The sequence below is a fragment of the Frankia canadensis genome (genome assembly GCF_900197875.1).
Taxonomy (GTDB): domain Bacteria; phylum Actinomycetota; class Actinomycetes; order Frankiales; family Frankiaceae; genus Frankia; species Frankia canadensis.
The window spans coordinates 56229-81206 of record NZ_FZMO01000536.1 but is presented as its reverse complement, the minus strand read 5'-3'; the positions used below and the strand labels follow the sequence as shown (position 1 = coordinate 81206).

At 73.5% G+C, this 24978-nt stretch carries 14 protein-coding genes; 11 read left to right on the top strand and 3 right to left on the bottom strand.

Translation table 11 applies throughout. The features are described from left to right. Together C1A33_RS29710 and C1A33_RS29705 are read right to left on the bottom strand one after the other, a co-directional pair. Positions 1-3707, bottom strand: a 3707-nt coding sequence (locus tag C1A33_RS29710; RefSeq protein ID WP_341477277.1) for a transglycosylase domain-containing protein, incomplete at its 3' end; no start/stop codon positions are given. A gap of 386 nt (positions 3708-4093) precedes the next feature. Next, positions 4094-4498: a DUF5318 family protein gene (locus C1A33_RS29705; protein WP_101835366.1), complete on the bottom strand. Its 405-nt coding sequence runs from the start codon at positions 4496-4498 to the stop codon at positions 4094-4096. A 749-nt stretch (positions 4499-5247) separates the two neighbouring features. On the opposite strand from C1A33_RS29705, the gene C1A33_RS29700 reads away from it, so the two are divergent. The 3 genes from C1A33_RS29700 to C1A33_RS29685 all read left to right on the top strand — a co-directional run bounded on the left by C1A33_RS29700 (position 5248) and on the right by C1A33_RS29685 (position 9065). Beyond that, the gene (locus C1A33_RS29700; protein WP_101835364.1) at positions 5248-6111 is read left to right on the top strand and encodes a PadR family transcriptional regulator; all 864 of its coding nucleotides are present in this window, start codon (positions 5248-5250) and stop codon (positions 6109-6111) included. 138 nt (positions 6112-6249) lie between these two features. Then, positions 6250-7323, top strand: a complete 1074-nt coding sequence (locus C1A33_RS29695) for an inositol-3-phosphate synthase (RefSeq protein WP_101835362.1) — start codon at positions 6250-6252, stop codon at positions 7321-7323. Positions 7324-7589: 266 nt separating this feature from the next. Further along, complete coding sequence (locus C1A33_RS29685; protein ID WP_101835358.1) at positions 7590-9065, top strand: MFS transporter; 1476 nt, start codon at positions 7590-7592, stop codon at positions 9063-9065. Between the two features lie 40 nt (positions 9066-9105). On the opposite strand, the gene C1A33_RS29680 is transcribed toward C1A33_RS29685, so the two are convergent. Next, the gene (locus C1A33_RS29680; protein ID WP_101835356.1) at positions 9106-10566 is read right to left on the bottom strand and encodes a CCA tRNA nucleotidyltransferase; all 1461 of its coding nucleotides are present in this window, start codon (positions 10564-10566) and stop codon (positions 9106-9108) included. Between the two features lie 176 nt (positions 10567-10742). Here C1A33_RS29680 and C1A33_RS29675 point away from each other — a divergent pair, with 176 nt between their 5' ends. The 8 genes from C1A33_RS29675 to C1A33_RS29640 all read left to right on the top strand — a co-directional run bounded on the left by C1A33_RS29675 (position 10743) and on the right by C1A33_RS29640 (position 24836). After that, positions 10743-11213: an NUDIX hydrolase gene (locus C1A33_RS29675; protein ID WP_101835354.1), complete on the top strand. Its 471-nt coding sequence runs from the start codon at positions 10743-10745 to the stop codon at positions 11211-11213. Beyond that, the gene (locus C1A33_RS29670; RefSeq protein WP_243408066.1) at positions 11210-14047 is read left to right on the top strand and encodes a DUF6049 family protein; all 2838 of its coding nucleotides are present in this window, start codon (positions 11210-11212) and stop codon (positions 14045-14047) included. Before C1A33_RS29675 ends, C1A33_RS29670 begins: the two co-directional genes overlap by 4 nt. Continuing rightward, a complete protein-coding gene (gene murJ / locus C1A33_RS29665; RefSeq protein WP_243408065.1) occupies positions 14044-17538 on the top strand; it encodes a murein biosynthesis integral membrane protein MurJ in 3495 nt (1164 codons plus the stop codon). The genes C1A33_RS29670 and murJ overlap by 4 nt, the downstream gene beginning before the upstream one ends. 447 nt (positions 17539-17985) lie before the next feature. Further along, positions 17986-19911: a protein kinase family protein gene (locus C1A33_RS29660; protein ID WP_101835350.1), complete on the top strand. Its 1926-nt coding sequence runs from the start codon at positions 17986-17988 to the stop codon at positions 19909-19911. A 305-nt stretch (positions 19912-20216) separates the two neighbouring features. Continuing rightward, the gene (locus tag C1A33_RS29655) at positions 20217-21659 is read left to right on the top strand and encodes an anti-sigma factor family protein (protein ID WP_243408064.1); all 1443 of its coding nucleotides are present in this window, start codon (positions 20217-20219) and stop codon (positions 21657-21659) included. A gap of 207 nt (positions 21660-21866) precedes the next feature. Then, on the top strand, positions 21867-22916 hold the full coding sequence (trxB, locus tag C1A33_RS29650; RefSeq protein WP_101835348.1) for a thioredoxin-disulfide reductase: 1050 nt from the start codon (positions 21867-21869) through the stop codon (positions 22914-22916). A 103-nt stretch (positions 22917-23019) separates the two neighbouring features. Continuing rightward, on the top strand, positions 23020-23346 hold the full coding sequence (trxA, locus tag C1A33_RS29645; protein ID WP_101835346.1) for a thioredoxin: 327 nt from the start codon (positions 23020-23022) through the stop codon (positions 23344-23346). 317 nt (positions 23347-23663) lie between these two features. Next, positions 23664-24836: an N-acetylmuramoyl-L-alanine amidase gene (locus C1A33_RS29640; RefSeq protein ID WP_101835333.1), complete on the top strand. Its 1173-nt coding sequence runs from the start codon at positions 23664-23666 to the stop codon at positions 24834-24836. The last annotated feature ends 142 nt before the right edge of the window (positions 24837-24978 follow it).

The window sequence follows — 24978 nt, the reverse complement described above, 5'->3', positions numbered from 1 at the left end:
CCACCGCCACCACCTGGCCTGGCCGGCCGGTTCTGTCGGCCCTGCCCCGGTTGCGTCTGCTGCTGCGGGGCCTGGCCGCCGCCGTTCGTGCCGCCGTTGTTGAACAGGTCACCCAGTAGGTCGGTGCCTGTACTCGGTCCCGGGCTCGGTGTCATCGAGTCGGTCGGCGCCGGCGCCGGTTCGTTGTCCTGGACGAGGCCACCGAAGGCCGGCGGGTCGAACGTGGACTTCGGCACGCCCTGCAACGCGGCGTCCATGAAGGCCTTCCAGATCCTGGCCGGATAGGTACCGCCGTAGACGCCACGTTCCGCGCCCGGAATTCCGGTGAGCAGTTCGTCGCGGCCTCCGTTGCCCATGTACATGTTCACGCAGGAGGACAGTTCCTTGGTGTACCCGCAGAACCAGGCGGAGCGGAAGGAGGTGGATGTGCCTGTCTTGCCCGCCGCCACGCGGCCGCCGGCGAGCGCCGCCTTCGTGCCGGTCCCGGACGGATCGGTGATCACGCTCTGCAGGGCGTACGTCGCGTCGCGGGCCACCGTCGTGGGGATGACCTGCTTGGCGTCCGCCTGACCGGAGTAGATGACCTGCCCGGTGCCGTCGATGACCTTGTCGACCATGTGCGGCTTGGCCCGCACGCCGTTGCCCGCCAGCGTCGCGTACACCGCCGTCATGTCGATGGCCCGGACCGGGTCCTTGCCCAGCGTCACCCCGGCCTCGACCGGAATGGCCGGCTTGTCGCGGATCCCGAGTTTGTGCGCCATGTCGATGACGTTCTGGACGCCGATGTTCTGGCCGAGCGGAACGTACACGGTGTTGATCGAGCCCGCGGTGGCCTTGATCAGGTTCATGTAGCCGAGGTCGCCCACGTCGCCCTCGTCGTTACCCACCACGTAGTTGCCCGGCAGGGTGATCTTCTCAGGGGCCGCGAAGGTCGATTTCAGGTTGATGTTCTTCTCGAGCGCGGCGACCAGCGTGATCGTCTTGAAGGTGGACGCCGACTGCACCTGCGCCTGCGCGACGCTGTCCAGATACTGCTCGTGGCCCTGCGCGTCCTTGCCGTAGGACGTCCCGCCGTACCAGGCGAGTATTCGCCCGGTCCCGGGTTCGACCGCCGACAGGCCGGTCCGCAGCGCGGGCACCGCGGCGTAGGCGGTGCTCAGCACGTTCGTCACCGCCTCGTAGGCGGCCATCTGCCGGCCCTTGTCGATCGTCGTGACGATGCGCAGACCACCACGGTTGATCTGGTCCTCGGTGATCCCGTCCGCGATCAGTTCGCGTTTCACCTCGTCGCGGATGTAGGCGACCTGGGCGGAGGAGGTGGTGGGATCGTCCACCTTGGCGACCACGGGCGGCGGCTGCTCGCTGGTGATGGACGCCGGCGCCCAGCCCTCCTCGGCCATCGTGGCGACCACCTCGTGCCAGCGGTTGGCCGCCGGCTTCGGATTCTTCGCCGGGTCGAGATAGTTGGGTGATCGGATCAGGCCGGCGATCACCGCGCCCTGCTGGGCTGTGAGCTTCGCCGCGGTCGTGTTGAAGTACGTCTTGGCCGCCGCCTCGATGCCGTAGGCGCCGCGGCCGAAGTAGATGGTGTTCAGGTAGTACTCCAGGATCTGGTCCTTGGAGTACTTCCGGTCCAGCTTCACCGCGAGCACGATCTCCCGCATCTTGCGGGTGAACGTCCGCTCCTGGGTCAGGTAGGCGTTCTTCGCGTACTGCTGGGTGATCGTCGAACCACCCTGCAGATCACCGCCGGTGAGGTTGACGTAGAGGGCCCGCGCGATGCCCTTCGGTGAGATGCCGGGCTCGTGGTAGAAGTTCTTGTCCTCGGCCGCGAGCGCCGCGTGCTGCATCTCCTTGGACACCTGCGCCAGGGGCACGTCGGTGCGGTTCACCGTGCCGATGCGGGCGAGCTCGTCGCCGGTGTCCTGGTTCCCGCCGGACGGCGGGCCGTAGAAGATGATCGACGTCTGGTCGGTCCTGACCTGGCCCGGCAGCGGCACCCGGGTCGCCGCGTAGATCACGGCGATGCCGGCGACGAACAGCAGGATCGACGAGAACACGCCGGCCAGCACCAGGCGGCGCAGCCACCGCGGCCGGCGGCGCCACCACATGGGCCCACGGGTGCCCTGGCCAGGCCGCGCGGCCCGACCACCGCCGCCACCGCGTCGCCGCGGACCAGCCGGGTCGTCCGGATCGCCGAGGCCGCCCACCGCCGCCCGCGACGTGCGCGACGGCGCGTTCCGGCCCGGACCGCTCCGGCCCGGACCGCTTCGGCCGGGAGCCGGCTGCCGCGAGGCGGCCCGCCCCCCGGTGCCCGGGTACCCGTCGGCGGCCTCCCGCTCGCCGACCCGCAACGCCATCCGCTCGGTGGCCTGGGTCGGCCGGTCGCGGCGGCGGCCCGCGACACGGCGCGTGGGGGTGACGGTCGTCATCCCGGCGGCGCCCGCCGCGTCCACGCCGTTCGCGTCGTCCCCGGGGCTCACCTTCCGGTAGACGGTCGAGTCGGCGGTGCGCTCGCTGATGTCGACCCGGCGCAGCGCTGCCTGGTCGACCGTGTCGTAGAGGGTGTTCACCCCAGCCGCCGTGCCGGCGCGGCCACCGCTCCCGTTCGTCCCGCCCGGGCGGGACGGCTTGTCCAGCCGGCTCTGGCCGCCGGCGGTCCGCGCCGCTCCCGTCGCGCCGCGATCGGAGATCCCTCGACGCGGTCCGGTCCGGCCGCGGCGAGGCCCTGTCCGCGGGATGATCTCGGTGCCGGGACCGCCGTCATCGACGAACTCGCGTGCACCACGCGCCGGTCGCTCTGCGGTGCCCGAGCGGTCGGCACCGCCGGGACGACCGGCAGCGGCCGGTGGGTGATCGGCGGTTCCGGGCCGGCCGGTGACCCCAGGACGGTCAGCAACTCCAGGACGGTCAGCGACTCCCGGACGGTCAGCGCCCTCGGGCCGCCGGCCCGTGCCGGAACCAACCCGGGTGGCGGCGGGATCGTCCCGTGCCGGGAATGCCGACGGGGAGACTGCGGGCCGGCTCGCGCCGCGCGCGGCGACGGGCACCGCCTGGGCCGTGCCGGCCACGGCCCGGGTGGCGCCGGGATCAGCGCCGCTCCCGGCGAACGTCGCCGAACGCCCCGCCCCACGGTCCGACACACCGTTCGACGCGGAGGGCACCCCGGCCCCACCGACCGGCTCCGCACGCTGTGCGCCGCGGGACACGGTCCTGCCACGGTCTGGCACCGCGGCGGCGCCGGAACCGCTGCGGCCACTCGCGGCGGCGCTGTCGAGCGAGCCGCGGTCCGGTACCCAGCCGGTGGTCGCCACGGGCGCGGCCTGCTCACCGGCGGCGAGCCGAGGCACGCTCTGCTCCCGCGCGCCCACCCCGGTGCCAGGGGCCGCGGACCGGGTGGCGGCCGCTGCCGGGCCCGAGGCGGGCGGCACCAGCGCCCCCCGCGTCCCACCGGCGGGAACGGCCCGAGCAGCCGGTGGCACGAGCGCCGTGCGCTCACCGCGCGGCTGGGCCGCCCGCGGCGACGCGGCGCCGCCGGCGGGGACGGGCCGGCCGGAACCGGACGCGTGCTCCCGCGCCGCGGGAACCGCCTGGTCGGCCGAGTCACTCCCGGCGCGCTCGGAGGTCGCGCCACCGGGACGACCGGGCTCGGGCCGTCCTCGGTCCGAACCGCCCCGGTAGGCGCTCTGGTCGTAGGGAGAGCTCACCAACCGCTCCATCCGTCGCTGTGGGACTCCCCGGTCACCGATCCGCCACAGGGGACGGGCCGGCACCCCCAACCGCAACCGAAGGTCCGATCCCCACTGCCCGGGTTCCGTCGGGACCCGGGCGCGTGGAACGCCGGCGACGGCCCGCCCGGACCGCGGCCCGGCCGGTCGACCAGGCCACGCCCGCCCGTCTGGCCGCCGCTGACGAGGCCACGGCATCGGACCACACGCGGCTCGTGCCACGCCTGGACACGCCGTGAAACCCACATGGCAGACCAGGATCTCACGCCAGATTCCGCCCGCTCACGCAGGGCGCCCCCGACCACTGTGTCGCGGGGAACGGCCGGGCGTGGCGACCCGGCGCCCGGCGCACTGGGCGGGCCGGATCAGGTGTCGGCGGCCCGGCGCCGGGACTGCTTCACCCTCGGCTCGCCGGTGCCGATCACGTAGGAGGAGATGAGGTGGTTCCACCCACAGGGGCGGCACACCTCCACCACGTAGACCCGCAACTCGCTGTACCTGGCCGCGAGTGCCGGCAGTTCCCGCGTCGCCCGCACCCGGCCCGAGCTTTCGCCCAGCTCGTCGCCGTAGGTGTAGGTGACGTGGATCAGGGGAGCGTCGCCGCGGCAGACCGGGCAGCGCTTCGTCGTCGGCTCGCCGTGGTACTTCGCGGCGCGCAGCAGGTAGGGATGCGCATCGCACACGTCGAGCGACGACACCCGCCCCGCGAAGAGGTCCGCGAGCGTCGCCCGGCGGGCAAGCGCGTAGTCGATGACCGACCGCGAACGCATGTCTCAACGGTACGCCGCGGGCGTGGCCCGGGCAGGATCTCAGGACAGATGCCCATCCACAGGGACCATCCACGGCAGATCCGGCGAGGAGGGCCAGCCACGCCCGGCTCCTGGCCCCGCCGCGCCGCCCCGGTGAGGCTTCGGCGTCGACCTCACCATCCGCGACCTGGCCGAGCTCCTGACCCACGCCGCCCTGTGAGGTGGGCGACAGCGCGATGTGCTCCGCCCGCGGCCCCGGCGGCCTGGGCGCGGCCCACATTCGGCCACGCCCGCAGGGCGAGGACACGCCCCGCGCCGGGCGCCGATCAGGCCGGTGAGCAGAGGGTTCCCGCCGGCGCGGCGATCAGGCGGCCAGCCCCCGGCTCCGCCCGGCCCGGTCCGAACCGATCGCCCGACGCGCTGCCCGAACGCACCCGAACGGCCGCGCTACGCGTCCCTACGTCATCTTCCGGTCGCCGGTTGGTCATTTCTGGTTGCGGCGCTCGTCCCAGGACGTCTATCCTCGATGTATCGCTTCGATATGTCGCGGCGCCAGTATCGACCGACACTCCCGTCGGGACCTCCCGGTCCGGGTGAGTCGGCACTCGGCAACGACAGGTGGAGGCGACGGCGTGCAGGCAGCGCGTCCGCGGGCTCGACGACCTCGACGACGAGGCCGAGGCGGGCCAGGCGGCGCGGCGCGGGCGCGTCGACCGCGGGTCATGCCGGCCCGCGTCCGGGCACGGTCGGTCAGCGGAGGAGGGTGGGTCATGCTCGAGCTGGCGGTCCTGGCTCTGCTCTCCGAGAGCCCGATGCACGGCTACGAGCTGCGCAAACGGCTTGCCGCGGTGCTCGGCGCGTTCCACCGGTTCAGCTATGGGTCGCTCTACCCCTGCCTGCGCCGGCTCGCGGAGGCCGGGTACGTGACCGCGGGCGACGCGGGTTCCGCGACCCGGCTCGGCGGGCGCAGCAGGGTGGTCTACACCCTCACCGGCGAGGGCAAGGAGAAGCTCGCCGAGCTGCTGGGCGAGGGTGGTCCGTCCTCCTGGGAGGACGAGATGTTCGGCGTGCGGTTCGCCTTCTTCGCGAAGACGGACGCCGCTGTGCGCCTGCGCATTCTCGAGGGGCGCCGGGTCCGGCTCGAGGAGCGCCGGGAGAAGGTCCGGTCGGCTCTGACCCGGACCGTCGAACGGTTCGACACCTACACCCTTGAGCTGCAACGTCATGGCCTGGAGTCGGTGGAGCGCGAGGTCCGGTGGCTCAACGAGCTGATCGAGACCGAACGCGCCGCCGTCCCCGCGTCCGTGCCGAGCCCACAGTTGTCCACAGCATCCACAGGGTTGTCCACAGCTTCGTCCACAGGATCGGATCCATCCACCGGATCTGACGCGGCTGTTGGAACGGAGCCGGGTCTGTCCGTCACCGCGTCCGCGCCCCCCGGCGGCGGCACCGCGGCCGGGGGGCGCCCGGGCCGAGCGGGGCGTCGCGACGCGCGCGCGTCCTCGTCCCGCCGTACCACGCGTTCCCCAGACGGCACGCACGACGGCGATGACGGCGGCGCGCGGGACCGGAACGGACGTTCATCGGCCCAGACGGGCCCGGATCTCGACGGCGAGATCCCGGCCGACGGGTGAACACCACTCCGTAGCGGGTCGCCTGTACCCGGTCGACCGACCGGCCTGGCGGCACCGCGCCGGAGCGGCATGCCCACAGCTGTATGCCCAGATATTTCCCACTTCCATAGAACACTCGCACCTAAGGAGCAGACCGTCATGGGTTCGGTACGTGTCGCCATCGTGGGCGTGGGTAACTGCGCCACCTCGCTGGTCCAGGGGGTCGAGTACTACCGCGACGCCGACCCGTCGGCGCAGGTCCCCGGCCTGATGCACGTGCAGCTCGGCGACTACCACGTGTCCGACCTGACCTTCGTCGCCGCCTTCGACGTGGACGCCAAGAAGGTCGGCCGCGACCTGTCCGAGGCCATCGTCGCCAGCGAGAACAACACCATCAAGATCGCTGACGTCCCGCCGCTCGGCGTCACCGTCTCCCGCGGTCACACCCTCGACGGCCTCGGCCGGTACTACCGGGAGACCATCGAGGAGTCCGACGAGGCGCCGGTCGACGTGGTCGCCACGCTGCGCGAGTCGGGCGCCGACGTGCTGGTCTGCTACCTGCCGGTGGGTTCCGAGGACGCCGCCAAGTTCTACGCGCAGTGCGCCATCGACGCCGGCGTCGCGTTCATCAACTGCCTGCCGGTGTTCATCGCCGGGGTTCCCGAGTGGGCGGAGAAGTTCCGCGCCGCGGGCGTGCCGATCGTCGGCGACGACATCAAGTCGCAGGTCGGCGCCACCATCACCCACCGCGTGCTGGCGAAGCTGTTCGAGGACCGCGGCGTGATCCTCGACCGCACGATGCAGCTCAACGTCGGCGGCAACATGGACTTCAAGAACATGCTCGAGCGCGAGCGCCTGGAGTCCAAGAAGATCTCCAAGACGCAGGCCGTGACCTCGCAGGTCTCCCACGACCTCGGCAAGGACAACGTGCACATCGGGCCGTCCGACTACGTCGCCTGGCTCGACGACCGCAAGTGGGCCTACGTGCGGCTCGAGGGTCGCGCGTTCGGCGACGTGCCGCTGAACCTGGAGTACAAGCTCGAGGTCTGGGACTCCCCGAACAGCGCCGGCGTCGTCATCGACGCGGTGCGCTGCGCCAAGATCGCCCTCGACCGGGGCGTCGGCGGGCCGATCCTGTCCGCGTCGTCCTACTTCATGAAGTCGCCGCCGGAGCAGTACCGCGACAACGAGGCCAGCGACAAGGTCGAGGCCTTCATCCGCGGCGAGGCCTGAGCACCTCCGCGGCGAGGCCGACCCGCATCGCGGGAAGGCCTGACCGACCGCGTCCGGGCGCCTGCGCGCCCGCGGCGGGATCCTGATCGCGCCTGCCACCGTCGTCTCTCGCCTCCACGCGGGGACGACGGTGGCGGGGACGATGCCCGCCGGGTTCGGCCATCTGGAGGGGGCGGTCGAACCCGGCGGGCATCGGCGTGTTCTTCCCCGTGACGTTCATCCGGCCGGTGCCCGGGATCCGATCGTCGAGCCCTAGGCTGACAGGCGTGGCACGGTCGGCGAATCCAGGCTCGGCGAACCTCCGTGAGCTGCTGGGCGGCCGCGGGTTCCGGCGGCTGTACGCGGCGCGGCTCACCTCCCAGGCCGCCGACGGCGTCTTCCAGGCGAGCCTGGTCAGCTACGTGCTGTTCTCCCCGGAACGCGCCACGTCCGCGGGGGCGTTGGCCGCCTCCCTCGCCGTCGTCGTGCTGCCCTTCAGCGTGATCGGCCCGTTCGCCGGCATCGTGCTCGACCGGGCGTCCCGCCAACGCATCCTGATGATCTGCTCACTGGTTCGGATGGCGCTGATGGCGATCCTCGTCGTGCTCATCGCCGCCGGCCGGACCGGCGTCGACTTCTACGCGGTGTCCCTCGCCTCCGTGAGCGTGAACCGCTTCGTCCTGTCGGCGCTGTCCGCCGGGCTGCCGATGGTCGTGGACGTCGATCGGCTGGTGTCCGCGAACGCGCTGTCGGTGACCTCCGGCACGGTCGCGACGCTGCTCGGCGCCGGTCTCGGCAGCGGAGTGCGGGGCCTCGCCGGCGGCGACGACTCGGCGGTCGCGCTGGTCGCGGGCCTGGCCGCCCTCGCCTACGGGCTCGCGGCCGCGACCGCCGCCCGTTCGGGCCGGGCGGACTTCGGCCCGCTCGTCACGGTGCCCTGGCAGGGTGTCTGGCAGCAGACCTCGCAGGTCGTCGCGGACATGGTGGACGGCGCCCGCTACCTCGCCGGCCATGGGCCGGCGCGGCGCGCCCTCACCGCGCTGACGACCTCGCGCGCCGCCTACGGGCTGGTCCTCGTGATGACCGTGCTGCTGTACCGCAACCACTTCACCGGACGCACCGGCGGTCTGTCGGGTCTCGCGGCGGTGGTGGCGGCCAGCGGCATCGGCACCATCAGCGCCGCGGTGGTGACCCCGCGGGCCACGCGGCGGATGTCGAAGCCGACCTGGCTGGCGCTGGTGCTGGTCTTCGGCGGCGTCGTCGAGGTCGTGTTCGGGCTGCCGTTCTCCGCCATCCTGCTGGTCGTCGCCGGGGCACTGATCGGGTTCTCCGCCCAGGCCAGCAAGATCTGCGTGGACACGATCGTCCAGGAGCAGACCGACGACGCCTACCGCGGCCGCGCCTTCTCGCTCTACGACCTGCTGTTCAACGTCGCCTTCGTGGCCGCCGCCGCGGTCGCCGCGGTGATCCTGCCGGACGACGGCCGCTCGGCCACGGTGGTCGTGGTCGCCGGCGCGGGCTACGCGCTCGCGGGGCTCCTCTACTACCGTGCCGCGCGGCGCCATCCCGAGGACCGGATGGCCCCGGCGATCCGACCCACCACCGACGGCCCCGGCCGCGTCAACGACCCGGCTGGCGTCGGTGCGAGTCCCACTCCGGCTGACCCCGCCGGGCCGGCGCCCGCGCCCATCGGGCCGGCAGCCGGTCCGGTCGGGCCCGCCATCCCGGCAGGCCCGACCGGACGGCCGGGCCCGCTGGCCTGAGCCGGCCCGGATCTGAGCGGGCCCGGCCGCCGGCCGCGTCTCACTCGCCCGGAATCGGCACCTCGTGTTCCCGGGCCCAGCGCATCAGCTCCGCCTCGGCGGCCTCGCGCCCGACGAGCCCGCACTCGAACCGGAACTCGAGCATGTGCGCGCGGGCCTGACCCACCAGTCGGGACGGGCTCAGGCCGAGCAGCGCCATGATGTCGTCCCCGGACAGCTCCGGCCGGATCGACGCGATCTCCTCGCTGGCGGCGAGGTCGGCGATCCGTTCCTCAAGCGAGTCGTAGGTCCGGGCCAGCATGGCGGCCTTGCGCTTGTTGCGGGTCGTGCAGTCGGAGCGGACAAGCTTGTGCAGCCGGGACAGCTGCGGACCGGCGTCGTGCACGTAGCGGCGCACGGCGGCGTCGGTCCACTCGCCGCTGCCGTAGCCGTGGAAGCGCAGGTGCAGGAAGACCAGCTGGCAGATGGCGTCGGTGACGTCCTTGGGGAAGTGCAGCGCGGCCAGCCGGCGCCGCGTCATGTCCCGGCCGACGACCTCGTGGTGGTGGAAGGACACCCGGCCGCCGGGGATGTGCCGGCGGGTGCGCGGCTTGCCGATGTCGTGTAGCAGCGCGGCCCAGCGCAGCACCTCGTCCGGCGCGCCCGGCTCCTCGAGCGCGATCGCCTGGCGCAGCACGGTCATCGTGTGCGCGTACACGTCCTTGTGCTGGTGGTGCTCGTCGATCTCCATCCGCATCGCCGCCACCTCGGGCAGGACGATCTCGGCGACACCGATCTCGACGAGCCGCTCCAGGCCGGCCGCCGGCTCGGGCGCGAGCATGAGTTTGCGCAGCTCGTCCCGGACGCGCTCGGGGGAGACGATGGCGAGCCGGTCGGCGCGCGAACGCATCGCCGCGACCAGCTCCGGCACCGGGACCAGGCCGAGGGTCGCCTCGAACCGGGCGGCACGCAGGATCCGCAGCGGATCGTCGTCGAAGGACGCCTCGGGGGAGGCCGGCGTGCGCAGCACGCCCCGCGCGAGGTCGGCCATGCCGCCGAACAGGTCGACGAAGTCGTGGCCGGGGACCGACACCGCCATCGCGTTCACGGTGAAGTCGCGGCGGGACAGGTCCGCCTCGAGACTCTCGCCGTAGGTGACCGCAGGGTTGCGGGAACGCCGGTCATACGCCTCGCTGCGGTAGGTGGTGATCTCGAACCGCAGGCCGCGGCGTGCGAGCCCCACGGTGCCGAACGCGATGCCGGCCTCCCAGGTGGCCTCCGCCCATCCCCTGGTGATCTCCAGGACGCGCTCGGGCCGGGCATCCGTGGCGAAGTCGAGGTCCGCGGCGGGACCGGGCGCGGCCCGGCCGAGCAGGGAGTCGCGCACCGAGCCCCCGACGAGGTGCAGCCGATGGCCGTGCTCGGCGAAGACACGGCCGAGATCGTCGGCGGCCGGCGGCACCCTGAGCAGTTCACTCACCACCCGTTCGGCCGAGTCGCGCGGGTTGTCCAGACTGATCACTGACACACCTTCAGGTTACGGGGTTCGGCGCGGTGATCCGGGCCACGAACACCTCCTGTGGACAGGCAGGGCATGTGCTCTCCGGCAGCCCGGTTATCCACCGCCGGAAGCACCGCAACCGGGAGGTTCCGGGCACTCGGCCCGGGCCGCGGGCGCCGTGCTCGTACGATCAACCCATGCCTTCGCCGACCCCTCCCAGCGGCCGCGCGCGGCTGCGCAGGGTCGAGGAGACGTCGGCGGGCGGCCTCATCCTCGACCATCGCTCCGCGGACGCCTCGGCCGCGCTGATCGGCCGCCGGGACCGGCACGGCCGGCTGCTGTGGTCGCTGCCGAAGGGCCACGTCGAGGAGGGGGAGACCGCGGCGCAGGCCGCCGTGCGCGAGGTCACGGAGGAGACCGGGCTGACCGGGCGGATACTCGGCCGGCTGGGCACCATCGACTTCTGGTTCGTCGCCGGGGGGGCACGCATCCACAAGACGGTGCACCATTTCCTGCTCCTGCGTCGCGCCGGCACCCTTTCGGACGACGACATCGAGGTGGACGCCGTGGCCTGGGTGCCGCTGGCGGAGGTTGCGGACCGCCTCGCCTATGTCGACGAGCGGCGGTTGCTCGACGAGGTGCCGATCGTGCTGGCCGCGACCGCATGACGGCGGCCCCGCGGCCCCCGCGCGCGGCGCGGGCGGGCCGGCGCGCCGTGATCGCCCTGACCATGCTGGTCGGGCTGATGGCGACGGTGGCCGGCGGTCCGGCGGCCACCGCGGCGCCCGTCGGACGGGTCGTAGAGCCGGTGGCGCGGCACGATTCATCCACAGGATCACCACGGTCATCCACAAGTTCATCCACAGGCGAATCGGGCAATTCACCATCTACTTCGACCGGAACGGCTGGTTCATCCACCGGTTCCGGCAACCCCGTCACGGTCACGCTCGCCGAGGTGAACCCGCCGACCGCCGGCTCGTCCACCATCTCGGTGCGGGGGACGCTGTCCGCCACGGTGGCCGGGCCGTTGACCGGTCTGCAGCTCAGCCTGGAGGTCGGCGACGCTCCCATCACCTCTCGCGAACGGCTCGCGACCTTCGCGACCAACACGGCCGCCGCGCGGGCGCTGACCTACCGCCCACTCTCGCTCACCGGCGGCGTGCGCGCCCAGCCGCTGACCACCGCGCCCAGCTTCGGCGCCGCGCCGCTCCCCTTCGAGCTCACCGGTGATCTCGGCGGCCCTGCCGCCGCGGGTGTCGGCGTGTACCCGCTGCGGGTCCGGGTCAGCGGTTCCGTGGCGGGCCGCGCCGCCGCGCCGATCGGCGCGGCCTACACCTTCGTCGTGCGCTCCTCCGGTCAGGCCCGGCGCACCCCGGTGGCCGTCGTGCTGCCGCTCGCCGACCAGCCCCGCCTGCGCTCGGACGGCCTTCTCACCGACAACACGCTGGCCGACGAGGTGAAGCCGGACGGCCGCCTCGGCCTGCTGCTCGCCGCCGCCAGGCCGTCGTCGACCACCCTCACCCTCGCCGTCGATCCGACGCTGGTGCAGGCGCTCTGGGTGATGAGGAAGCCCTACGAGTACGCGAGCCCCGGTGGGAAGGTGCCGGCACCCGCGGACCCGAACGCGGTCGCCTTCCTGTCCGGTCTGGTGGACTTCGCCGGCGCGGGCGGCACGATCATCCCACTGCCGTACGGTGACGCGGACGTGACCGCGCTCGTCCACGCGCAGAAACTGGACACGGTGAAGTACGCCGTCAACACTGGCGAGGTCGTGCTGGCCGAGCTGCTGAACCGCGCCCCCAGGCTGTCAGGCACCGTCTCCTATCCCGCCGACGGACTGGCCGACACCACCACCGTGGACGTGCTGCGCCAACTGAAGGTCGGGACCGTGCTGCTCGACGACCGCCTGCTCCCCGCGTCCAACGGCATCCCCTACACACCGTCGGCCGCCGTGGACCTCGCGACGTCCGCCGGCCCGATCCGCGCCCTCGCCACCGACCACCGCCTCGCCGACCTGGCGACAGCCCCCACCAGCGGCGCGGGCAGCCCGGGCGCCGGCGCGCTGCTGGCCCGCTTCCAGGCGGAGCTCGGCATGATCACCGCGGAGCGGGGCCAGGCACGCCCGCAGGTCCTCGCACTGCCGCGGAACTGGGCACCGTCGGGCGACTGGGCGCAGCGGGTCCTGGCCGCGGTCGACAGCGACTACTCGGTGTCGGTCCCGCTCGCCGACCTCACCGCCGCCGGCCAGGCCAGCGCGCCGCGCGGCGGCCTCGTCTACCCGGCCGACGCGCGCGCCCGCGAGCTGCCCGCCTCCTACCTCGACGCGGTAGCGAACGTCCAGGAGGAGGCCCAGGCACTCGGGCCCGTGCTCTGCCCGCCGGGGCCCTCCAACGACGACTGCCGGCAGCAGAAGGTCAAGCCGATGACCAACGCCCTCGTCACAGCGACGTCCGTCTGGTGGCGGGGAGACCGCATGGTCGATGGTGTGTCACTCAGCCATCAGGTGGACGGAGACGTGTCCGGGATCCGCAACGGCATCCGGGTCGTCGCGTCCCGCAGCGTCAAGCTGACCAGCCGACACGGGCGGGTGCCGATCACCCTCGAGAACGACACCCAGTACACGGTGACGGTCGTGCTCGACTTCTCCTCGACCAACCGCTCGCGGCTGAGGTCCGCGGCCCGGGAGACCCGCATGCTCCAGCCCGGACAGAAGGCGCAGATAGAGATCGAGGTGGATGCCGAGAAGCCGGGCACATTCCCGCTGGAGATCCGCCGGCTGAACCTCGATGGCCAGCCCCTGTCCACCGATCCGCCGAAACTCGTCCTCGTCCGCTCCACGGTCTACGGCGCCATTGCCACGGGCATCACCATCGTCGCGGTCAGCCTGCTGGGGCTGGCCGTCGTGCTGCGCCTCGCCCGGCGCCTACGGGCGGGCACGCGGCGCCAGCCGGACAACGGCTCCACCGCCGGGCCGGACGCCGCCACCGGCATGGGCCCCGAGGACGACGCAGCGGCGGACGCGGCCCAGCCGGGCGGGTCCGGCGCCGAGGCGATGCCGGCCCCCGACGGTGTGGTCCACACCGGCGCGGACCACACCGGCGCGGAGTCGCCGTCGCGCTGGCGCTCCCCGGCGCCCGCCGGCGTCGGGCTCGGCCCGTCCGCCAGCGCCCGCTGGTCCGGCGGCGCCGGCCAGCGGTCCGGATCCCCCGGCGACGCGGACCCGATCCACCAGAGTGGCGCCGGTCGCCGAGTCGGCCCGGACTCGCCCGTCGGCCCGGATCCGCTCGCCAACCCGGGTTCCTGGGGTCAGTCCGGTCGGCGGGCCGCGCCAGCCGCCGGTCGGGAGCCGGTCGGCGGGTGGGAGCAGGAGCATGGCAGCCCGACCTTCCGCGGCGGCCGCTCGGCGCACGCGGAAGACGGCCCCGAGCCTGACGGTCCCGGCCCGGCAGGCCGCGACGATCCGGCCGGACCGTTGACCCGCCGCCGGCGGAGCGGTCCGTGACCCCCGGCGACGGCGGCGACCGTCGCGCGGGATCCGGCCGCTCCCGCCATCGCGCCACCGGCCCGCGGGGCGGCTACGGCGCCGATCCCCGCGGTCCCCGCCAGGCGGACCCGCCCGCCGAGTCCTGGGAGTACGCCGCCGGCGAGCGGGACGTCGACGACCGGCGCGCGGCACGCTGGCCGGCGCAGCCCGACCACCCACCCACCCACCGCGACGCCCCCGCCGACGGAAGCTGGCCGGATGCCGGCCGGGCGTATCCGGACCAGGAGTGGTCCGGCCCGGGCGGCGGCGAGCCCCACGGCACCGCCGACTGGTACCCCGACGGTCAGCACCCCGCCGAACGCCTTCACCCGGGATACGACGACCACCTGCGGGACGGCCGGTATCCGGACGATCGGTATCCGGGGGACCGATATCAGCCGGACAGGCTCGCCGACGACCGGTATCCGGGCGGCCGCCAGCCTGACGACGGTCACTCGGAGCCGGGCGGGCGACACTCACGGCACCGATCGCCGGACGCCGCGTCACCGGAGGGTGTCCGGCTCCCCGCCTACCCGGCCGCGCGCCTGTCCGGGCGGGGCCGACCCGACCCCTACGCATCACCCCCGACCGGCGGCGAGCCGTGGCCCAGCCCGCACAGCGACTCGCAATATCCCCCACCGGGGGCGCGGAGCGACCTGTCGTATCCCCCGCCGCCGCACAGCGACGCCGCCGGGGCGACACAGAAGCTGCCGGCCGCTCCGCGTACCCCGCCGCCTCCACCCAGCGTCCCGCCGCCGTCCGAGCGCGAGGGCGGCTTCGCCAGCCACGGCGGGGCACCCGCGGCGCCCGCCTCCGACGGACGCACCACCCGGCTACCCACGCCGCCCGAGCCGCCGCGTGCGATGGGCTCGCAGACCGGCCCGAGCTGGCTGCGGGATCCCGCACCACCGCCTACCCCCGCCGACGGCGCCGGCGCCGGCGCCGATGGTCCGGATCACGGCTACCGCGAGGAGCGGCGGGCGCGCACGGAGCGGGGCGACCAGACTCGCCGCCTGCCCGCCGACCGGCGCCGGCCGTCGCTCGGCGAGTCCCGGCCGACGGTCGCGCTGCCCCGCAGCAACGTCCGGCGCATCCCGGCGGACATCGCCCAGGACGCTCCCCCGCACGACGATCCGCGCCGACGGGAGGATGACGCCGTCGCCCCACGCGCCGCGCAGTCCACCGGCTGGCCCGATCCTCCGGCCGTCGACCCGGTCGATCCACTCGACCCGTACGTCCGCGACGTCCCGGACGCCCGGGAGGGCCGCGGCGTCCGAGACGGCGGCGCCAGCCGGAGCGACGGGGAGGACCGGGAGGGCTACGGGGCACGGCAGCGGCGCGAGGCCAGGCAGGGGCGCGGCGAGCGGGCGCGCACCCCGAGTCCCCGCCGCCAGGAGAGCCCTGGCCGGCGCGACCGCGACCCGCGGCGCGGGGCAGCGCGGCCCGTTGACGCACCCGCGACCACGGCGATCGGCAAGCCCACCGCCGCGCCGCCGACGGCCGCGACCACCCAGCGCGGGAAGGCGAAGGGGAAGGCCGGCCCGAGTCTCGGCCAGGCCAGCGGCATCATGGCGATCGGCACGATCGCCTCCCGCGCGTCCGGCTTCCTGCGCACGGTCGCCATCGCCGCCGCGATCGGCACCGGCGCCGTCGGTGACGCCTACAACGTCGCCAACACCACTCCGAACATCCTCTACGACCTGCTGCTCGGCGGAATCCTGACCAGCGTCGTCGTGCCGGTGATGGTGCGCGCGGCGAAGGAGGACCCGGACGGCGGTGACAGGTTCGCCTCGTCCCTGCTCACCCTGATGATCCTCGGGCTCGGGGTGGCGACGGCGATCGGCATGGTGGCGGCGCCGTGGATCACCAACGCCTACCTGGACGCCGGGCCCGCCGAGCAGCGGCTGGCGACCGACATGCTGCGCTGGTTCCTGCCGCAGATCGTCTTCTACGGGGTGGGCGCGACGGTCGGCGCGATCCTCAACGTCAGACAGTCGTTCGCCGCCCCGATGTTCGCGCCGATCCTGAACAACCTGCTGGTCATCGCGACCTGCGTCGCCTTCATCTACGTCGTGTCCGGCCCCCGTCCACCCGGCGTGGAGGGCCAGAAGTCGATCACCGACACCCAGATCACGGTGCTCGCGGGCGGGACGACACTGGGCGTGGTCGCGATGACGGTGGCGCTGCTGCCCGCCCTGCGCCGGGTCGGGTTCCGCTATCGGCCGCGCCTCGACCTGCGTCATCCAGAGCTGCGCTCGGCGGCCCGGCTGGCCGGCTGGACGCTGCTGTTCGTGATCGTCAGCCAGGCCGGCTACCTGGTGATCGTCAACCTGTCGACGGCGTCCACCGCCTACACGATCTACACCTACGGCTACCAGATCTTCCAGCTCCCCTACGCGATCATCGGCGTTTCGGTGATCACGGCCCTGCTGCCGCGGATGAGCGGACATGCCGCCCAGGGGCGCGCGGACCTGGTGCGGGCGGACATCTCCACGGCGACCCGGGTGGCCGTCACGGCGATCGTCCCGGCGGCGCTGTTCATCCTCGCGCTGGGCCGGCCGATCGCGGTAGCGGTGTTCCACCACGGCGCGGTCAACTATCACGACGCGCTCGACATCGGCGACACACTCAGCGCCTTCGCGCTCGCCCTGGTGCCGTTCTCCCTGTTCCAGGTGCAGCTGCGGGCGTTCTACGCCTACCAGGACAGCCGCACGCCGGCGTTGGTGAACATGGGTGTCGTCGCGGTGAACGTGCTCGGTGCGCTGGTGCTGACGGCGCTGGTGCCCGAGAAGCACCGGGCGCCCGCCCTCGCGCTGGCCTTCGCCGCCGCGTACCTGATCGGCTTCGTGACCGCGACGATCCTGCTGCGCCGCCGGCTCGGCGGCGTCGACGGCAACCGCACGGCCCGGGTCATCACCCAGGTCGCGATCGCCGCCGGATTCGGCGCCGTGGTGGCCTCCCTGACCGCCCGCGGAATCCGTGCGGTGGCCGGCACCGGCTGGTTCACATCGGGGATCGCGGTCGTCCTCGCCTCCGCGCTGGGCGGCGCGCTGTTCCTCACGGTGGCCGTTCGGATGAACATCCACGAGGTCAGTGCCCTGCTGACGGCCGTCAGCAGCCGGTTCGGCCGGGGACGCGGCCGCGGGAACAAGGCGGGATCGCCCCGCCCGGCCGGCGCCGGCGCGCGCGGCGGCGCCGGCGCGGGTGCGCGTCCGACGGGTGAGCGCCCCGCGGTCCGGGGCCGCGCGGATCGTGCGACCGGCGCGCGCCAGGCAGGCCGCGGCGGCGGGCGTGCGCGCCCACGGCAGGGCGAGCGGGGGACCGGGACCGAACGGGTCGAACGTCCCCGTCGCGGCGAGCGCCCCGAGCGCGGCGACGGTTCCCCCCAGGCGCGGCCACGCCCGCGGCCCGACCAGCCACGCCGGCCGAGGCCCGACGACGGCACCGGACGCGACGGCCGACGCCGATGATCAGCATCTGATGATCCACAGCCGGTGGTCGCCAGGCTCGTTCCGGCTGGCGCGAGGACCTCACCGTGGACCTGAGCTCAGCACGCCCGTGGCGCAGCGCCCGCACCACCACGCCCGCACCACCATGCCGAGCCCGCCCGGCACGAACTCACGAAGATGGTCACAGCCGGTACACAAAGGCGGGTTGTCCCAAGACATTCGCGAGATCCTCCGGCGCTGCTCGTACACTGGACACGCTGTGCGCGGGCCCCGCCCAACGTCGCCGGTGAACCAGGCGCAGCGTTCCCGCTGGTCGGCGTCGTTCACCGTCGCGGCCGGTTTCGGGCGGCGACGGAATGCGGGGTATCCGCCCACGGCAGCGGCACGCTGGGCGGAACCCTGCCCGGGTGAGGTGGGAAAGCCCGACGCCGGATCCTCCACGTCGGGCCCGTGGACGACGGAGGCGCTGTGGTCGACGGAAGCAACCGACCGCAGGCCGAGGACGTCGATAATGGTGTGACGCTTGACGTTCCCGGCGCCCGGGGCTCCGCCACGCCAGCCGGCACCGCGGTGCTCGCCGAAACCGTGCTCGACCGCCGCTACCGGCTGCTGTCCACGCTCACCGCTCGTGGCCCGGTGACGCTGTGGCGCGGCGACGACAACGTGCTCGCCCGGCCGGTCGCGGTCCGCATCGTCGAGCACGACCAGCTCGCCGCGGGCGGCCCGGAGCCCGACGGCGCCGGTTCGGATCATGAGCAGGCCGCCCGTCGGCTGCTCGCCGCCGCCATCAACTCGGGCCGCCTGGTGCATCCCGGCGCCGCGTCCACCTACGACGCCACGACGACGACCACCGGCTCCCGCCGGATCTCCTACGTCGTCTCCGAGTGGGTCGACGGCAAGACCCTGCGCCAGCTCACCGCGCAGGGCGCGCTGCGCCCGGAGCAGGCCGGCGCCGTGGTGCTCGCCGCCGCCCGGGTCATCGCCGCCGCCCACGAGCGCGGCATCCACCACGGCGACCTCAACCCCGGCGACGTGATCGTCTCCAGCCACGGCACGGTCAAGGTCATCGACCTGGAGATCGGCGGCGTGCTCGCCGAGCTCGAGCGCGCGGGCTCCGCCGCGCACGAGTTCGATGGCGGCGCGGGCGGCGACCCCGAGGCCACCCGGGTCACCGGCGCGGCGGGCGGTGCGGGCGACGAGGCCGCGGCTGATCTGCGGGCCCTCGGCGGGCTGTTGTACGCGGGGCTCACCGGCCACTGGCCGCTCGGCGGGGACCGCGGCCTGCCCACAGCCCCGCGCTCGGGCGGCCGTCTGCGCACCCCGCGCCAGGTCAGCTCCAGCGTCCCCCGCGACCTCGACGCGATCACCATGGCGGCTCTCGGCGATGACCGCGCCGGCGCGCCCATCACCACGGCGGCGGAGCTCGTCGAGGAGCTGGAGTCGATCAGCCCGGTCGACGCCGTGCTCGACACCGGCCTGATGAGCCTCGGCGACAGCTCCGCCGGCGCCGAGGAGACGTCCGTCGACGGCTTCGACTCCGCCGACTACCTCGGCGCCCCGGACTACCCGCAGCAGGGCCGCTACGCGGACACCGCCGGCTACCCGGGCCCCGACTCCCGCTACGACGACACCCGGGTCGACCGGTCGAGCGGCCCGCGCGGCGGCGGACCCGGCTACGGACGCGGCGGCTACGACACCCGCGGCAGCTACGACGACGGCCGCGGCAGCTACCCGCCGGCGGACCGCCGCCCGTCCGGTCCTGGCCGTGGTCATGCCTCGTCGGGCCCGTCGCTCAGCCGGATGCTGCCCTGGATCGCCCTCGTCGTGGTCGTCGTCGTGGTCGCCGTGGTCGCGCTCATCACGCTGAAGGGTGACGGCAAGAAGAATGGCGGCGGTGCCTCTCCCAGCTCGTCGGCCACCAATCAGGTGAACAGCATGGGTGCGACGCTGACGCCGGCGTCCGTCACCGCCTTCGATCCCCCGGCGACCGGCGGCGATGGCTCGGAGAACGACGATGAGGCCGCGAACGCCACCGACGGCAAGCCGTCCACGGTCTGGAAGACCCAGACATACGCGTCGGCGGATCTGGGCCGGCTCAAGCCAGGCGTCGGCCTACTGCTCGACTTCGGGCACCCGATCAGTCCCTCCTCGGTGACCGTCCAGCTGCCTGGCAGCGGCAAGACGTCCTTTGAGCTGCGCGGCTCCACCACCCGCTCTGACACGATCGACGGCTACCGGATCGTGGTGCAGAAGAGCGGCGTGAACGGGCCAGTGCCCGTAGCCATGCCCTCCGACCTGGCCCCTGCCCAGTACTGGGTGCTGTGGCTGACCTCGCTGCCGCAGGACGGCGGGTCGTTCCGCGGAACCGTCGCGGAGATCACCTTCAAGTCCTGACGGACAGGCCCTCGCCTCGTGACCGTCCGCCGCCCGACGTCGGCGCGGGAGCGGCCAGGTATCCCTTTGGCGCTGTTCGTCATGATTCCGTCGGCTGATCGAAGGGCCAGTCCCGGGCGCCCGGACGACGGTCCCGACGTTGGCACGGGAACCACTGCGGCCCGCCCACCGTCTCAGAAGAGGGACACCACGACGCGGAGGGCTCTCACGCGGCGCCCGACCGGCGCCCGCGCCCACCCGTCGATCGCGGGCACCCTGTGGATGACCGCAGAGGCGTTCTCGGCTGCCGGAGGAGGTGATCAGCTGTGGTAACCGAGCCGAAGGGCAGGGGTGAGGCCACCGGGCCGACCGGTCCACGTTCCGGGCCGTCGCTCGGGCGACGCGGCCGCGGTCACGACCGGCATCCCACCGTGGAGCTGCTCGATGCCGTCGCCGGTGGCGAGCAGGTCACCCGGTCGACCCGCGAGCACATCGAGGGCTGCCCGGCCTGCCGCGACTCGGTCGCCGCGTTGCGCCGCGTCCGCGCCGACCTGTCCCGGCTGGCGGCCATGACGATGCCCGGCGACGTCGCCGAGCGGATCCAGGCGGCGCTCGCCACCCGGATGCCCTCGCATCCCGCAGCCTGCAAGGGCGGGGGCGCCTCCTCGCCGGATGGGGATGCGGAGACACAGGACGGCATCGCGGCACAGGACGGTGCCCGGCGGCAGGCGTCCCTTTCTCCGGACGCCACCTCGGCGCGGCTGCCGGCGCCTACGTCGCGGTCCGCGTCCACCTCGCCATGGGCTGGCGGCCACGCCGCGCCGGCGGAAGAGGGGGACGACGACGGCACCCGCTGCGGCATCGAGGGCGGCCCAGACGGCACGCCAGGTGCCGGGAACGGCCCTTTCCCCAGCGAAGAGAGACCATTCAGGCCGGGCGCCGGGCGCCGCCACGCGCAGTGCTCCTCGCGGCCGGGCTCCGGGCGAGTACCGGCACGACCGGGCGGTCCGAGGCGGACCAGGCGTCCCGGCGGACCCCAACAGACGGCGTCCCGAGCGGACTGGGTGTCGATCGCGGCGGTGTGCATCGCCTTCGTCACCTTCGGCGCGGCCGTGCTCACCTTCTACAGCATGCGGGGCGGCGGCGCGGCCACGGCGTCGAACGCGGTCCCGGGCCACGTTCCCGTCGACGCGGCGGTCGCCGCCGCGGCCGAGCCGGTCTCCCCCGAGGAGACGACGATGCTGGCGGACTCCCGCGACAGCATCGCCGCCCCCGACCTCATCCCGCACAGCCGCCGGCTACTGACCGGTGGGATCGCGGGCTCCCTGGCGCTGCCGCTGGAGCTGTCCTACGCGTCGGCCGTGGCGGCCACGGTGCCGCGTTCCTCCGCCGACCCCGCTGCTCCCTCGGCGGCCGCCGGACAGGCCGGCACCGGCGCAGCGCCGGGCGGGTCCGCGCAGGCGCCCGGGGCGGCCGTGGCGAGCGCGGCCTCGCTTCGCTCCGCGGCCCTGGCGGCCGTCGCGATACGGCTGCGCATGCTGCTCGACACCCCGGAGCTGCGCACCTGCTACCAGAGCCTGCTGGCCCAGACGGGCGGTGCGATCCTCGCCATCGACCGGGTCCGCTACGACGGGCGGCCGGCCCTCCTGATCGTGCTGTCCATTCCGATGCAGCCGTCCACCGCCAGGCTGCTCGTCGTCGATCCGCAGTGTGGGATGACCAGCGCGTACGCGGCGCCGATCTACAGCGTGAGCGCTCTGCGCGGATAGCGTGGCGACGGTCACGGCTGCCCGCGGTTGCGTGGCACCTGAGCGCACAGGATGGAATCAGACGGCACCGTAGTCCGTTGTCGCTCCCAGACACGGTCTTCGCCGACAGAGCCAGCACGGGATCTCGCGGGAGCGACCACGGCCAAATCGGCCACGGCGGGACACCCAACCCCGGCTGACGGGGATCGCGCAGGGAGAGGAGCGGGTGTGACAGCCCAGCAGCAGGTCCAGGACACCAGCGGCCACGGCGGCCAGTCGCCGGAGGGCGACGTTCGCGACGTCGTCATCGTCGGGTCAGGGCCGGCAGGGTACACGGCCGCGATCTACACGGCCCGGGCCAACCTGCGTCCGCTTGTCTTCGAGGGCGCCGTGACGGCCGGTGGCGCGCTGATGAACACCACCGAGGTGGAGAACTTCCCCGGCTTCCCCGAGGGCATCCAGGGCCCCGAGCTGATGGAGAGCCTGCGCAAGCAGGCGGAGCGCTTCGGCGCCGAGCTGGTACCCGAGGACGTCACCGAGCTCGACCTGGCCGCGAACCCGAAGGTCATCAAGGTCGAGGACCAGACGTATCTGGCGCGCACCGTCATCGTCGCCACCGGCTCCGCGTACCGCAAGCTCGGCGTGGCGAACGAGGACCGGCTGCTCGGGCGCGGCGTGTCCGCGTGTGCGACCTGTGATGGTTTCTTCTTCCGCGACCAGGACATCGCCGTCGTCGGCGGCGGGGACTCGGCGATGGAGGAGGCGACCTTCCTGACCCGCTTCGCCCGGTCCGTGACGCTGATCCACCGGCGGGACACGCTGCGGGCGAGCGCCATCATGCAGGAGCGGGCGTTCTCCAACGACAAGATCCGCTTCCGGTGGAACGCCGAGGTCGCGGAGCTGCTCGGCACCGACAAGCTCGAGGGTGCCCGGCTGCGGGACACGGTCACCGGCGAGACGGAGGACCTCCCGGTCACCGGCCTGTTCGTCGCCATCGGTCACCTTCCACGCACGGAACTGGTCCGCGACCAGCTCGACCTGGACGATGCCGGCTACGTCCGGGTCGACCACCCCACCACGCGGACGAACCTGGACGGCGTGTTCGCCTGCGGTGACGTGGTCGACCACACCTACCGGCAGGCGATCACGGCGGCCGGCACCGGATGTTCCGCCGCCCTCGACGCGGAGCGGTACATCGCCGCCGCGCAGACGCCCACCGACGCGAGCGTGGTCACCGAGGCCCCGCGCGCCCCGCAGCCGCAGTCCCAGCCGGCCTGAGTCCGCCGGCCTGAGTCCCAGCCGGTCTGACCGGGCGGCGGACCGCACCGGCTCCACCCGACCAGACGACCATCCACCACCACCTCCAACAGGGAGATCAACAATGGCAGCCAGTACCACCTCCGTCACCGACAGCACCTTCGACGCCGAGGTCCTCAAGAGCGAGGGCCCGGTACTGGTGGACTTCTGGGCCGAGTGGTGCGGGCCGTGCAAGATGGTCGGCCCGGTCCTCGAGGAGATCGCCAAGGAGCACGGCGACAAGCTGCGGATCGTCAAGCTGAACATCGACGAGAACCCGCAGACGGCGCGCAACTACCAGATCATGTCGATCCCGACCATGGCGGTCTTCGTCAAGGGTGAGGTCGACAAGAGCATCGTCGGCGCGAAGCCGAAGGCCGCCCTGCTGCGTGACCTCTCCGAGTACATCTGACCCACACCCGGACCTGGCCCAGGCGCCTCGTGCCGAGGTCACTCCACGGATCCACCGACGGCCCGCCGCGCATCACGCCGGCGGGCCGTCGGCGTTGGCGCACCACGGTCCCGCGTATCGCCGCGGGACGGGCAGGCGGCCGCCGAACGGTCAATGCCGGAGGTTCCCGTTCGGGGCCGGTCGGGGCCACAAGGGCATGCCCTAGGCTTGAGATCCAGCAATCGTCAGTCGGGAGTGAGTTCGTCGATGCGGCAGCCCCGGCTCCCCGGCCACCGCCGGGGACGCACAAGGGTGGCCAGGCTGAGAGGTTCGTCTTCGTGAAGCTGCTGCGGCTGGGAGACCAGGGTTCCGCCGTCGCCGAGGTTCGGGCGACCCTGACGTATCTCGGTTTCCTGCCCGCCACGCCCCGCCAGGGCGGGGAGCCGGGCGATTCCCCCGCCGGCCCGAGCGCCGAGGAGCAGACGCCGGATCGCTTCGACCGCGACCTCGACCTCGCGCTGCGTGCCTTCCAGCAGAGCCGGGGGCTGTCCGTCGACGGGATACTCGGCCCCGACACGGCGCGGGCGCTGGAGGAGGCCCGGCACAACCTCGGGGATCGGCTGCTGTACCTCAGCGCCACGCATCCCTTCGTCGGCGACGACGTGGCCGCGCTGCAGGAGCGCCTGTTCAACATGGGCTTCGACGTCGGCCGGACGGACGGCATCTTCGGCCCCCGCACCGAGAGCGCGGTCCGCGATTTCCAGCGCAACCGGGGCCTGGAACCCGACGGCCGCTGCGGCCCGCGGACGCTGCGCGAGCTCAAGCGGCTGCGCCGCACGGTGACCGGTGGACGACCAGATGTGCTGCGCGAGTCCGTCCGGATCCTCGCCCGCGGCACGTCGCTGCTCGGCGTCGTCGTGGCGCTCGACCCGGGACACGGCGGCGACGACCCCGGAATCGTGAGCAACGGCCTGTGCGAGCGGGACCTGATGGCCGACCTCGCCGCCCGGCTGTCCGACCGACTGATCGACTCGGGCCTGGAGTCCCAGCTCATCCACGGCCCGGAGGAGTCGCCCACCGAGGCGGAACGCGCCGCCCGGGCGAACGCGATGGAAGCGGACATTCTGATCTCCCTGCACGCGGACGGCAGCTCGTCGCAGCATGCCCAGGGAGTGTCGGCGTACTACTACGGCAACGCGCGCGGCTCGTCGGCCATGGGTGAGCGCTTCGCGCAGCTCGTCCAGCGCGAGATCGTCTCACGCACCGACATGCAGGACTGTCGCACGCACCCGAAGGTCTGGGATCTGCTGCGCCGCACCAGGATGCCTGCGGTGCGCCTGGACCTCGGCTACCTGACCAACCACCATGACGCCCGGGCGCTGGGCTCGACGGAGTTCCGCGCCGCGGTCGCCGAGGCGGTCCTCGCCGCGACCCAGCGCCTGTTCCTCCCCCCGGAGATGGACGCGCCCACCGGCCAGCTGCACGTCCCGCGCGTCGCCGGCCGCACCTGATCTGATCCACGCCGTCCCGGCCGCCTCCCGCCCCGGTTTCGCCCGTCCCTCGCCCCGGTTTCACCCGTCTCCCGCCCCGGTCTCGCCCGTCTCTCGCCTCGGCCACCCCAGCTCTCGATCCGTCAGCCGATGGAGGGAGGAG